This window comes from Bacillus sp. B28 (assembly GCF_029536185.1).
Lineage (GTDB): Bacteria > Bacillota > Bacilli > Bacillales > Bacillaceae > Bacillus > Bacillus halotolerans.
The window spans coordinates 3,409,649-3,421,919 of the sequence record NZ_CP120511.1 but is presented as its reverse complement, the minus strand read 5'-3'; the positions used below and the strand labels follow the sequence as shown (position 1 = coordinate 3,421,919).

Below are 12,271 nucleotides of genomic sequence, written 5' to 3'. Positions count from 1 at the left end.
AGCTTTTTTTATATTTTCAAAATAATTGAAACATTAGTAGCTCAGTATCGTAGGAAAAAGGGGAGGTGGAGCAATGAAGCAGAAGAAAAGGAAGGAACTTAAGACTTTATTTGAAACATTAGGTGAAAGAAAACATTTCAACGGGGCGGTTTTAGCCGCAGAGGATGGCGACATATTATATCATCACGCTTTCGGTTATGCGGATTTGCCGGGAAAACGGCTTTTGCAAGAAAGTTCTTTGTTTGAGCTGGCATCACTATCAAAGCCTTTTACAGCAATGGCAGTTGTTCTATTGGAGGAGAAAGGGATGCTTGGTTATGAGGATACGGTGGAGCGCTGGATTCCCGGATTTCCTTATGAAGGCGTTACGATTCGGCACTTATTGAACCATACATCCGGGCTTCCGGAATATATAGAGTGGTTTTTTGCCAATTGGAATAAAAGCAAGATTGCAGTGAATCAGGATGTAGTGGATATGCTGATGAATGAGCAGCCGCCTTGCTATTTTGCTCCGAATGAAGGCTGGCTTTACAGCAATACGGGGTATGTGCTGCTGGCAGTTTTGATTGAGAAGGCATCGGGCATGAGCTATGCGGACTTTTTGAAACAACATATTTTCACCCCGGTCGGTATGGCGAACACGAGAGTATATAACAGAAGGCTGCGTCCTGAGCAGATTGAAGGCTATGCGTATGGGTATGTGTATGATGTGCATTCCGGACAGTACGTTCTTCCTGATGGACTAGAGGAAACCAGCTATGTTGTGTATCTGGATGGAATACAGGGAGACGGTACAGTGAATTCTGTCACAAGCGATTTATTTCGATTTGATCAGGCTTTATATCAGGACAAATTGATCAGCGAGGTTTCTAAGGAAGCCGCGTTTTCTCCTGTAAAACTGAACCATGGGGAAACGGTTGACTACGGATTTGGCTGGGTGCTGCAAAACAGTCCTGAAAAAGGACGAATTGTCAGCCATAGCGGAGGCTGGCCCGGCTATTCGACGATGATGATCCGATATATAGACCATCGTAAAACGCTGATCTATTTGAGTAATATGGAACAGGATGCCGAATATGAACAAGCGATTCTGAAGGCGGCGGAGAATATTTTATTTGACCAGCCATATGAAATCCCGGAACGTCCTGCTGATAAAAAGAAAAAAGACATTGATACAGCGATTTACAGCCGCTATGTTGGCAGCTACTCCATTCATGATGGGACAGTTGCGGCGGTGACAGCCGAGAACGAGCGGCTTTATCTGCAAATTACCGGACAGATGAGGTTTGAATTATTTCCTTCCTCGGAAACCCGTTTCTTTAAGCAATCATTGCCTGTTGAAGTTGAATTTATGTTAGGGGATGATGCTGCGAAGAGTTTTATCATTTATCAGGACGGAACAGAGGAAGAAGCGGTCCGGACGGATAGAAAGGAATGAATTTGATGATTGGCATATTAGCTGGAATGGGACCAAAATCGACCTCTCCGTTTTTAGATAAGGTCATTGATTACTGTCAGAAGCTGTATGGCGCTTCACATGATATCGACTACCCGCAGATGATGATTTATTCCTGTCCGACACCCTTTTATGTCGATCGTCCAATCGATCATGATGAAATGAAAAAAGCGATTATTGATGGAGCCGTCAAGCTGGAGAAGACCGGTGCGGACTTTATTTCTCTTCCTTGTAATACGGCGCATGCCTATTTTGAAGACATCCAGCAGGCATTGTCGATTCCTTTGTTACATATCATTGAGGAAACGGTGAAGGAGCTTCCGGATTCAGCACAAAAAGTGGCTGTTTTAGGAACAGATTCAACCATACAATCCTGTATTTATCAAAAAGGGTTGAAGGCGGGCGGACATGAGTTTATTCATGAGAAACATTGGCAGCGGGAAGTCAATCAGCTCATCGCCGCGATCAAACAGCCGAATCATGTTCACAAGACTCAGGACATATGGCGGGAGCTATATTTGGAAATCAGTAAAAGAGCGGATCTCATCATTTCGGCTTGCACAGATTTGAACACGGTGTTAGATCATTTTCACGGTGATATCCCGATTATAGATTCCTCTGATTGTCTCGCAAAAAGCACGGTCAGCACGTATCTTGCTTATCAAAACGAACCATTCAACAAGGGCTGTATGTAATCGGCTCTTGTTTTTTTGTGTTCTTATCGTTTGACAGCCTCATGCAATGTTGTTAAAGTAAACATGTAAATAGTTACATGATTTCTTCTGAAGATCGGGTGGTGCTTATGAAGAAGCCAGTTTTAAAGAAATTCGTCTCTCTAGACATAAAGGTTGATCCTCCGATCACCATTGGTGAGACAGGCTTAGGCCTGAGACGTTGGATTCCGATTCGATCGGGAACAATAACCGGGGAAGTGGAAGGACGTATTTTGCCGGGCGGAGCTGATTCGCAAATCATTCGCGCTGACGGCAGAACAGATTTATCTGCCAGATAGGTCATAGAAACAGCAGATCATGAACTGATTTACATTGAAAACAATGGAATACGGCAAGTCAGCGAGCCGTTCCGAACACAAGCAGCTGCCGGTGAAATGATTGACACCGAACATGTTTATTTCCGCACGGTGCCGACTTTTGAGACAGGCAGTGAAACCTATCGATGGCTGCATGACCGCTTGTTTATCGGTTCCGCAGAAAGAACCCCTGATTACGTTCGATTAGACATTTATGAAGTAGAGTAAAAGACTAAGGAGAGTGTGAAATATGGAAAACTTTATCGGAAGCCACATGATTTATACTTATGAAAACGGTTGGGAATACGAGATTTATATTAAAAATGACCATACAATTGATTATAGAATTCATAGCGGAATGGTTGCCGGACGCTGGGTTCGGGATCAGGAAGTGAACATTGTCAAACTGACAGAGGGCGTATATAAAGTGTCTTGGACAGAGCCGACAGGCACAGATGTTTCATTAAACTTTATGCCGAATGAAAAACGCATGCACGGCATTATTTTCTTCCCGAAATGGGTGCATGAACATCCTGAAATTACGGTCTGCTACCAAAATGACCACATTGATTTGATGGAAGAATCCCGCGAAAAATATGAAACGTATCCAAAATACGTTGTACCTGAATTTGCGGAAATTACATTTCTGAAAAATGAAGGAGCCGATAATGAGGAAGTCATTTCTAAAGCGCCTTATGAAGGAATGACAGACGATATTCGCGCAGGAAAACTGTAAAAAAACAAAAACCCGGTAAAGAGAATGATTTCTCTTTACCGGGTTCTTTTTGCTGAGTATGTCGGCACCATCACAATTCCTGCGAAAAACAGTATGATTCCAATCCAGCGAATGGGCTGGTAATAAGCTGTGTCTCGCAAAAAAACGACTGCTGATAAAATGAAGATACACGCTGCCACAACGATGACGGCACCCATGCAGCCCGATTTCCCCATGTGATTCTCCTTATGAGTTTAATAGTTTTTTCCGCTTCTCACCATCAGGATCATGCTCAATAGAAAGTTCGCAATTCAAAATCAAGGTTTCTCGTTTGTCTTCAGTATAAACCGGCCATTGTACATCCTCGCAGCTTGGATTTCCTGTTTTTGCGAAGGCAAGCCATGCTGATTGTATCGTGTGTGAGAGCTGTTTGACCTCATCCGTAATGTCTGCTTGTACCATTCGTTTCAGTCCGTTTAGATTGCCGAACACAAACGGCAGTTCCAGTGCGTGAAACGCTTTGTTGTACGGCGGCTTGTCCGGATGCCAGTCGAATCGGTACATCCAGACAGGTGCGTAACGGGACTGGGCGGAGGCGCAGGCGACGGCCGGGCGCCAAAACAGCAAATCAGTCATCATATGAATTTGGCTTTCGAGAGAGCGCGGATACAGATCGGCCGCTTTCTTTGCCAGCGGCTGCCCCAATAGATACTCAAGCGCTTCATCTATCGTTTCCTGAGAGTGAACTTCTGAATCCGGCGTAAAAAATAAATACCCTTCATCACGATTTGTTCCGACTAACAGCGGAATGCCGTCAGCGGCCCCTTGAGCAATGGCTTTCTCCGGCTCAGCAGGCAGTGTTTTCGGATCAAGTGCAGGCTGGAAGAACAGCTGAAAGATATTTTCATTTTCGGTTTTTCGCAGCTGGTCGGCGGCTTTAAGCAAATCTTCCTCAGACACAGTATGCAGCCTGTCCAATTGGTGACGTTCAATTCCAAGGACTCGTAAAAAAGCATCCGCGGTGCTCGCCGCTTTTTCTTCCGTCATGGTTCGGGAAGAGCCGCTTTCCAGGATTGCTTTCTGGAACAGGCCTTTTGCAGCAGGCATGGCAAGCAGTGCGGCAATGCTCATACCGCCTGCTGATTCTCCAAACACCGTTACATTTCCTGGATCGCCGCCAAACGCAGAGATATTGTCCCTGACCCATTTCAGAGCCGCGGTTTGGTCAAGCAGTCCAAGGTTGTCGGAATACGCTTCATCAATGGAAGACAAATGTAAAAAGCCGAATGGCCCCAGCCGATAGTTCAGTGTGACGACAATGACATCCCCCAGAGCCGCCAGGTTTGAGCCGTCGTATAAAGGCTCACTGCCCGCGCCGAGATAAAATGCGCCGCCGTGAATCCACACCATGACAGGACGATTTTTGCCCGGAGTGTCAGGCGCAAATACATTTACATACAAGCAATCCTCAGACTGGCGGGGCAGTTCAGGGTATGAATATGACAGTAAATCAGGCGGCTGCGGGCAAACCGGGCCGTACGCAGTTGCGTCCAGTACGCCTTCCCAGGCCGCCGGCGGCTCAGGTGCTTTAAAGCGCAATTGTCCGACGGGCGGCTTTGCGTAGGGGATGCCTTTCCATATGTGGACACCGTTTTTTGAAATGCCTTTCACTGTGCCGTATTGTGTTTTGACCATTGATTCAGACATAGCGTTCTCTCCCTTTTTCCCCCATTATAAACAGATTTGTCCTGATGATGCGAACTTCAGCCCTTATCTGATAGTCATTTTCCCATCGTTTTTAAAAAGGTTTTGACTTCTTGAACTGACAGGCCGATTTCCCTCGCTTCCGCCATCAGTGCTTTCCACTCTTCTATATTCGATTCTGTCAGCTTTCGGTTTCGGTAGGAGGCGGTTTCAGGCTCCTCTTTCTTCAGTTTGTTCGTAAAAGTGAACAATTCTTCCTTTTCCATTCCGGCTTGAACAGCTTGCACAAGATGCACACGCCATTCATCCTCACCGCCGCTGATTTTTTGATACATCATCGTTTCAGCGTCGAATAATTCCGTTAATTCGACATCCAGGGTTGCTGATACTTTTTTTAAAAATTGAACGGACGGATTCGTATGAACGCCTCTTTCAATCTTGCTTAAATAGGATTTCGAAACGCCTGACTCGATAGCCAGCTGATTAATAGAATAGCCTTTTCTTTTGCGGTACAAACGGATAATTCTTCCAATCATGATATGAAATTCTCCTCTATTCCTGTCGTTATTTTGTTCATTATAAGGAATTATTCGTTCTTTATAAAATTTAAAATAATAAGGGAAGCGCAGTAAATAAGAGGAAAATCATGATTTTGTTCTCTAAAGAGAACTTATTGGCTTATTTTGCAATTTTTAAATAATAAAGTTTTCTTTTATAATCCAATCATTAACAGAAAGGGGCTTGGGAAGCCAGCCGTGAGAAGGCTGAAGGCTATGAATATATGAATGAGAATATGAGTTTTAAAGAATTATACGCAATTGTCAGACATAGATTCGTGCTGATTCTGCTCATCACAATAGGCGTCACCTTTATTACAGGTGTTGTGCAATTTAAGGTCATTTCACCTACTTATCAGGCGTCGACTCAAGTGCTGATTCATGAATCAGACGGTGAAGAAAACTCGAATCTCAGTGACATCCACCGAAATCTTCAGTACAGCAGCACGTTCCAATCCATTATAAAAAGCACGGCCTTGATGGAAGAGGTCAAGGCGGAATTGCATCTTTCTGAATCGGCTTCCTCGCTGAAAGGAAAAGTGATGACAAGCAGTGAAAATGAATCAGAAATTATCACTGTTGCCGTTCAGGATCACAATCCGGAGCGAGCGGCTAAGATTGCGAACACGTTAGTCAGCAAGTTTGAAAAAGAAGTAGATGAAAGAATGAATGTCCAAGGCGTACATATTCTATCAGAGGCGAAGGCTTCTGAAAGCCCGATGATCAAGCCGTCCCGAATGAGAAATATGGTCATGGCTTTTGGGGCGGCCATGATGGGCGGCATTACACTGGCATTTTTTCTGCATTTTCTCGATGATACGTGCAAAAGCGCACGGCAGCTCAGCGAGAAAACCGGATTGCCCTGCTTAGGCTCCGTCCCTGATGTCAAAAAGAAACGGAATCGCAGGGCTGGATAAAACATTTCGAGGAGTGAAGTGAGTGGTCTTTAGAAAAAAGAAAGCAAGGCGAGGTTTGGCTCAAATATCCGTTTTACATCATAAATCAATTGTTGCGGAACAATATCGCACCATTCGGACAAACATTGAGTTTTCATCCGTACAGACCAACTTGCGGTCCATTCTCGTCACCTCCTCTGTGCCTGGTGAAGGAAAATCATTCAGTGCAGCGAATCTTGCGGCAGTCTTTGCGCAGCAGCAGGAAAAGAAAGTGCTGCTGGTGGACGCCGATTTAAGGAAACCGACAATTAATCAGACGTTTCAGGTTGAAAATCTGACCGGGCTGACAAATGTGCTGGTCGGCAATGCTTCTCTAAATGAAACGGTGCAAAAGACACCGATCGATAACTTATATGTGCTGACAAGCGGACCGACGCCGCCGAATCCGGCAGAACTGTTATCCTCGAAGGCAATGGGAGATTTGATATCAGATATCTATGACCAATTCAGTCTGGTGATCTTTGATTCTCCTCCGCTTTTAGCTGTCGCGGACGCTCAAATTTTAGCGAACCAGACAGATGGAAGCGTGCTCGTTGTCTTAAGCGGAAAAACAAAAACCGATACCGTCCTGAAAGCGAAGGACGCACTGGAGCAATCCAATGCAAAGCTGTTAGGCGCTCTCTTAAATAAAAAGAAAATGAAAAAATCTGAACACTATTCCTATTAATTTGTGCTTTTAGGTGATGTCTCCTTACCTGTATCAATGGAGGCACTCGGCTCCGCTGTGGGCAAGCTTGAACAGGCTGCCTTAGATGCTGGTCGTCGCTGGCGGGGCGTGAGGACGGGTTAAATGCCCACTTATTTGATATACATAGGACATGTTATCGGTTTAGCTGCTGTCGTTTTTTAGATGACGAAAACCGCCGCAGCTAAACCGATAAAAGTATTAGGGGGGAAAAGGTTGAGTTACCGGAGAAGACTGTCAATGATTATCGCGCTGGATACTTATCTCGTTTTGAATTCAGTTATTGCAGGATATCAATTTTTAAAAGATTCTTATCAATTTTATGACTCCGGAGCATTATTGCTTACCGCCGTCAGCTTGCTCCTCAGCTATCATGTATGTGCTATCCTGTTCCGTCAGTATAAACAGGTCTGGACATACACCGGGCTCGGCGAACTGATCGCTCTGCTTAAGGTCATTACGATTTCAGCCGCTGTGACCGGCATCATTCAGTACGCTGTGTATCATACGATGTTTTTCCGGCTGTTAACGGCGTGCTGGGTGCTTCAGCTTCTGTTCATCGGGGGGACCCGCGTTTTATCGAGAATATTAAAAGAAAGCATCAGAAAAAAACGCTGCACGTCGGCCCGCGCATTGATTATCGGAGCGGGATCAGGCGGAACCCTGATGGTCAGGCAGCTGCTGCAGAAAGACGATCCCGACATTACACCTGTCGCTTTTATTGATGACGATCAAACGAAACATAAGCTGGAAATGATGGGGCTGCCCGTCATCGGCGGAAAAGAAAGTATCATGCCTGCGGTGCAAAAGCTCAAAATTAACTATATTATTATTGCGATTCCTTCTCTTCGTACCCATGAACTGCAGGTGCTATACAAAGAATGCGTGCGGACCGGGGTGAACATCAAAATCATGCCTCATTTTGATGAAATGCTGCTTGGAACGCGCACTGCCGGGCAAATCAGAGATGTAAAGGCTGAGGATTTACTCGGCAGGAAGCCGATAACCCTCGACACAAGCGAAATTTCAAACCGCATCAAAGAAAAAACAGTTCTCGTCACAGGAGCGGGCGGTTCAATCGGCTCGGAAATCTGCCGGCAAATCAGCGCGTTCCAGCCTAAGGAAATCGTTCTTCTCGGCCATGGGGAAAACAGCATTCATTCTATTTATTCTGAACTGAATGGACGATTCGGAAAACACATCGTGTTCCACACAGAAATTGCGGATGTACAGGACCGCGACAAAATGTTTACCTTAATGAAAAAATACGAACCGCACGTCGTCTATCATGCGGCTGCCCATAAGCATGTGCCTTTAATGGAGCACAACCCCGAAGAGGCAGTCAAAAACAACATCATCGGAACAAAAAATGTGGCGGAAGCGGCAGATATGTGCGGGACAGAGACATTTGTGCTCATTTCATCTGATAAAGCGGTGAACCCGGCCAATGTAATGGGGGCAACAAAACGCTTTGCTGAAATGATTATTATGAATCTGGGGAAATTCAGCAGAACAAAATTCGTCGCTGTCCGCTTTGGCAATGTGCTCGGCAGCCGAGGCAGCGTCATTCCGGTTTTTAAGAAACAGATTGAAAAAGGCGGTCCCGTTACGGTGACACATCCGGCGATGACCCGCTATTTTATGACCATTCCCGAAGCGTCACGGCTTGTCATCCAAGCTGGAGCGCTGGCGAAAGGACGCCAAATTTTTGTTCTTGATATGGGTGAGCCCGTGAAGATTGTCGATCTCGCCAAAAACCTCATTCATTTATCTGGCTACACGACGGAGCAGATTCCGATTGAGTTCACAGGCATTCGCCCGGGTGAAAAAATGTATGAGGAGCTGCTGAACAAAAATGAAGTTCACGCCGAACAAGTTTTTCCGAAAATCCATATCGGCAAAGCGGTGGACGGCGACTGGCCATTGCTGATGCGCTTTATAGAAGATTTCAATCAGCTGCCGGAAGCCGAGCTCAGAGAGCGGCTGTTTGCGGCAATAGACACATCAAACGAAATGACGGCTGCCGGCGTTCGTTAGGGGGAGTGGAGATGACGAAGAAAATACTATTTTGTGCCACTGTCGATTATCACTTTAAAGCTTTTCATCTTCCTTACTTTAAATGGTTTAAACAATTGGGCTGGGAGGTTCATGTCGCTGCGAGCGGAGAGACGCGGCTGCCGTATGTCGATGAGAAATTCTCCATCCCGATTCGAAGGTCACCCTTTCATCCTCAGAACATTGCCGTTTACAGACAGCTGAAGAAAGTGATTGAAACCAACGAGTACGACATCGTCCATTGCCATACGCCGGTCGGAGGCGTTCTCGCCCGGCTTGCGTCACGGCATGCGAGACGAAACGGAACAAAGGTGCTCTACACCGCTCACGGATTTCATTTTTGCAGCGGAGCGCCGATGAAAAACTGGGTCCTTTATTATCCGGTTGAAAAATGGCTTTCTGCCTATACAGACTGCCTGATCACCATAAATGAAGAAGATTACACACGAGCGAAAGGGCTTCAAAGACCGGGCGGAATGACAGAAAAAATTCACGGCATCGGCGTTAATACAGACAGGTTCCGGCCAGTCAGCCTTGAAGAACAGCATAGGCTAAGAGAAAAGCACGGCTTCCAAAAAGACGACTTTATATTGATCTATCCGGCTGAACTGAACCTCAACAAAAATCAGAATCTGTTAATTGAAGCTGCCGCACTGCTGAAAGATAAGATTCCTGAGCTTCGTCTTGTTTTTGCCGGAGAAGGAGCGATGGAACAAACGTATCGGGCCTTAGCTGAAAAGCTTGGAGTTTCCCACAATGTTTGCTTTTACGGCTTTTGCCGCGATATTCACGAACTGATTCAGCTTGCGGATGTATCTGTCGCCTCCAGCATCAGAGAAGGCCTCGGCATGAATGTGCTTGAGGGCATGGCGGCGGGGAAGCCGGCGATTGCCACTGATAACCGCGGACACCGGGAAATCATCCGGGACGGAAAAAACGGGTTTCTCATCAAAATTGGCGACAGCGCCGCTTTTGCCGATCGGATTGAACAGCTCTGCCTTGAGCCGGAACTGCGGAGAATACTCGGACAGGAAGGCCGCCAAACAGCCTTGCGCTTTTCGGAAGCGCGAACGATAGAAGAAATGGCAGATATTTATTCCGTGTACATGGATATGGATAAAAAGGAGAAAAGCGTATGAATTCAGGACCGAAAGTTTCTGTCATTATGGGCATTTATAATTGTGAACGCACTTTGGCGGAAAGCATTGAATCCATTCTCAGCCAATCCTATAAAAATTGGGAGCTGATTATGTGCGATGATGCGTCAACAGACGGCACGCTCCGTATTGCGAAGCAGTATGCCGCTCATTACAGCGACCGCATCAAGCTCATTCACAATCAAACAAACAAGCGGCTGGCCGCTTCATTAAATCACTGTCTTTCTTATGCGACAGGCGAGTATATCGCCCGTCAGGACGGAGATGATCTGTCCTTTCCGCGCCGTCTGGAGAAGCAGGTTGCCTTTTTAGAAAAGCATCGGCACTACCAGGTGGTCGGCACCGGCATGCTAGTGTTTGATGAATTTGGCGTAAGGGGCACACGGATGCTGCCTTCTGTTCCGGAGCCGGCCATCATGGCGAAAGGGACGCCGTTTTGTCATGGGACAATCATGATGAGAGCCAGCGCTTACCGTACGCTGAAAGGCTATCGTTCGGTGCGGCGGACAAGACGAATGGAGGATATCGATTTGTGGCTCCGCTTTTTTGGAGAGGGCTTCCGAGGCTATAACCTCCAAGAAGCGCTGTATAAAGTAAGGGAAGACAGCGACGCATTCAAGAGGCGGTCTTTTACCTATTCAATTGACAACGCTATTCTTGTGTACCAGGCATGCAGACGCCTGAAGCTTCCTTTTTCCGCTTACATCTATATCGCAAAACCGCTCATTCGCGCGTTTATGCCTCCTGCTGTGATGAATCGTTACCATAAAAAAAGAGTGATGAATCAGAAGGAAGGGCTTGTGAAGCATGAATAACAGCCAGAAGCGCGTGCTCCATGTTCTCAGCGGCATGAACAGGGGCGGTGCGGAAACCATGGTCATGAATTTATATAGGAAAATGGATAGAAGCAAGGTGCAATTTGATTTTTTAACCTATCGAAATGATCCGTGCGCTTATGATGAAGAAATTTTATCGCTAGGCGGGCGGCTTTTTTATGTCCCGAGTATCGGACAAAGCAATCCCCTCACATTTGTGAAGAATGTAAGAAACATAATAAAAGAAAACGGGCCGTTCAGCGCGGTTCATGCGCACACAGATTTTCAAACCGGCTTTATCGCGCTTGCGGCAAGGCTAGCCGGGGTGCAGGTCAGAGTATGCCATTCCCATAACACCTCGTGGAAGACCGGCTTCAATTGGAAGGACCGCCTGCAGCTGATGGTGTTCAGACGCCTCATTTTGGCATATGCGACTGAATTGTGCGCTTGCGGAGAGGATGCGGGCCGGTTTTTGTTCGGGCGATCAAATATGGAGCGGAAGCGTGTTCATCTGCTGCCGAACGGAATCGACCTTGATCTGTTCTCTCCCGCAGGGCAGGCGGCCGACGAAAAAAAAGCACGCGGCATAGCGTCTGACCGTCTGATCATTGGTCATGTGGCCCGATTTCATGAAGTGAAAAACCATGCGTTTTTGCTGAAGCTTGCCGTTCACCTGAAAAAACGGGGAGTTCGCTTTCAGATGGTTCTCGCAGGAGACGGACCGCTGCGGGAGCAGCTGGAGGAGGAAGCGCGGCGGCTGAATCTGCTTTCAGATGTCCTCTTTTTAGGAACTGAAGAACACATTCATGAGCTTATGCGCACCTTTGATGTATTTGTCATGCCGTCATTGTACGAAGGCTTGCCTGTTGTGCTTGTGGAAGCGCAGGCTTCGGGTCTTCCGTGCATTATTTCCGACACGATCACAGAAAAAGTCGACACGGGGCTCGGACTTGTGAAAAGGGTGAGTCTCTCTAAGCCGATGGATATTTGGGCTGAAACAATTGTAAGAGCGGCCGCCGCAGGCAGGCCGAAGCGGGAGCTCGTTAAAGATACCCTTGCGAAACTTGGCTATGATGCGCGGCGAAATGTGGGTGCATTGATGAATTTATATCAGATTAGCACTGAAAAAGGACAATAAAAA

Annotated in this window: 10 protein-coding genes and 3 pseudogenes; 10 read left to right on the top strand and 3 right to left on the bottom strand. The window is 46.5% G+C overall.

Annotated elements, in window-relative coordinates; all coding sequences use genetic code 11:
* Window positions 1–73: 73 nt before the first annotated feature.
* The 4 genes and pseudogenes from P3L57_RS17085 (at window position 74) to padC (ending at window position 3,222) form a co-directional block, all read left to right on the top strand.
* The gene (locus P3L57_RS17085; RefSeq protein WP_069486885.1) at window positions 74–1,438 is read left to right on the top strand and encodes a serine hydrolase; all 1,365 of its coding nucleotides are present in this window, start codon (window positions 74–76) and stop codon (window positions 1,436–1,438) included.
* Between the two features lie 5 nt (window positions 1,439–1,443).
* Complete coding sequence (locus P3L57_RS17080; protein WP_044159244.1) at window positions 1,444–2,151, top strand: aspartate/glutamate racemase family protein; 708 nt, start codon at window positions 1,444–1,446, stop codon at window positions 2,149–2,151.
* Between the two features lie 107 nt (window positions 2,152–2,258).
* Window positions 2,259–2,714, top strand: a pseudogene (locus P3L57_RS17075) (DUF3237 domain-containing protein).
* A 22-nt stretch (window positions 2,715–2,736) separates the two neighbouring features.
* Window positions 2,737–3,222: a phenolic acid decarboxylase gene (gene padC, locus P3L57_RS17070; RefSeq protein WP_069486886.1), complete on the top strand. Its 486-nt coding sequence runs from the start codon at window positions 2,737–2,739 to the stop codon at window positions 3,220–3,222.
* Between the two features lie 28 nt (window positions 3,223–3,250).
* On the opposite strand, the pseudogene P3L57_RS17065 reads toward padC, so the two are convergent.
* The 3 genes and pseudogenes from P3L57_RS17065 to slrR form a co-directional block, all read right to left on the bottom strand.
* Window positions 3,251–3,437, bottom strand: a pseudogene (locus tag P3L57_RS17065) (hypothetical protein); the annotation flags it as partial.
* Between the two features lie 10 nt (window positions 3,438–3,447).
* Window positions 3,448–4,908 (bottom strand): para-nitrobenzyl esterase, encoded by a 1,461-nt coding sequence (pnbA, locus tag P3L57_RS17060; RefSeq protein ID WP_059292499.1) that lies wholly within the window; start codon window positions 4,906–4,908, stop codon window positions 3,448–3,450.
* 74 nt (window positions 4,909–4,982) lie between these two features.
* A complete protein-coding gene (gene slrR / locus P3L57_RS17055; protein WP_059353590.1) occupies window positions 4,983–5,441 on the bottom strand; it encodes an HTH-type transcriptional regulator SlrR in 459 nt (152 codons plus the stop codon).
* Between the two features lie 245 nt (window positions 5,442–5,686).
* On the opposite strand from slrR, the pseudogene P3L57_RS17050 reads away from it, so the two are divergent.
* The 6 genes and pseudogenes from P3L57_RS17050 to P3L57_RS17025 all read left to right on the top strand — a co-directional run bounded on the left by P3L57_RS17050 (window position 5,687) and on the right by P3L57_RS17025 (window position 12,268).
* Window positions 5,687–6,396 (top strand): annotated as a pseudogene (locus P3L57_RS17050) (YveK family protein).
* Between the two features lie 5 nt (window positions 6,397–6,401).
* On the top strand, window positions 6,402–7,085 hold the full coding sequence (epsB, locus tag P3L57_RS17045) for a protein tyrosine kinase EpsB (RefSeq protein WP_024122936.1): 684 nt from the start codon (window positions 6,402–6,404) through the stop codon (window positions 7,083–7,085).
* Between the two features lie 234 nt (window positions 7,086–7,319).
* Window positions 7,320–9,140: a polysaccharide biosynthesis protein gene (locus tag P3L57_RS17040; protein WP_175422397.1), complete on the top strand. Its 1,821-nt coding sequence runs from the start codon at window positions 7,320–7,322 to the stop codon at window positions 9,138–9,140.
* Window positions 9,141–9,151: 11 nt separating this feature from the next.
* Window positions 9,152–10,297 carry a glycosyltransferase family 4 protein gene (locus P3L57_RS17035; RefSeq protein WP_069486887.1) on the top strand — a complete coding sequence of 382 codons (1,146 nt, stop codon included), beginning with the start codon at window positions 9,152–9,154 and terminating at the stop codon, window positions 10,295–10,297.
* Window positions 10,294–11,130, top strand: a complete 837-nt coding sequence (gene epsE / locus P3L57_RS17030) for a glycosyltransferase EpsE (protein WP_024122933.1) — start codon at window positions 10,294–10,296, stop codon at window positions 11,128–11,130. Before P3L57_RS17035 ends, epsE begins: the two co-directional genes overlap by 4 nt.
* Window positions 11,123–12,268, top strand: coding sequence for a glycosyltransferase family 1 protein (locus tag P3L57_RS17025; protein WP_069486888.1), 1,146 nt, complete (start codon window positions 11,123–11,125; stop codon window positions 12,266–12,268). Before epsE ends, P3L57_RS17025 begins: the two co-directional genes overlap by 8 nt.
* Window positions 12,269–12,271 lie beyond the last annotated feature (3 nt).

What these genes read in the sequence shown, in the direction of transcription:
- P3L57_RS17025 (WP_069486888.1), top strand. Translation starts at nt 11,123, where the DNA reads ATGAATAACAGCCAGAAGCGCGTGCTCCATGTTCTCAGCGGCATGAAC.
- padC (WP_069486886.1), top strand. Translation starts at nt 2,737, where the DNA reads ATGGAAAACTTTATCGGAAGCCACATGATTTATACTTATGAAAACGGT.
- P3L57_RS17080 (WP_044159244.1), top strand. Translation starts at nt 1,444, where the DNA reads ATGATTGGCATATTAGCTGGAATGGGACCAAAATCGACCTCTCCGTTT.
- pnbA (WP_059292499.1), bottom strand. Translation starts at nt 4,908, where the DNA reads ATGTCTGAATCAATGGTCAAAACACAATACGGCACAGTGAAAGGCATT.
- slrR (WP_059353590.1), bottom strand. Translation starts at nt 5,441, where the DNA reads ATGATTGGAAGAATTATCCGTTTGTACCGCAAAAGAAAAGGCTATTCT.
- epsE (WP_024122933.1), top strand. Translation starts at nt 10,294, where the DNA reads ATGAATTCAGGACCGAAAGTTTCTGTCATTATGGGCATTTATAATTGT.
- P3L57_RS17035 (WP_069486887.1), top strand. Translation starts at nt 9,152, where the DNA reads ATGACGAAGAAAATACTATTTTGTGCCACTGTCGATTATCACTTTAAA.
- P3L57_RS17085 (WP_069486885.1), top strand. Translation starts at nt 74, where the DNA reads ATGAAGCAGAAGAAAAGGAAGGAACTTAAGACTTTATTTGAAACATTA.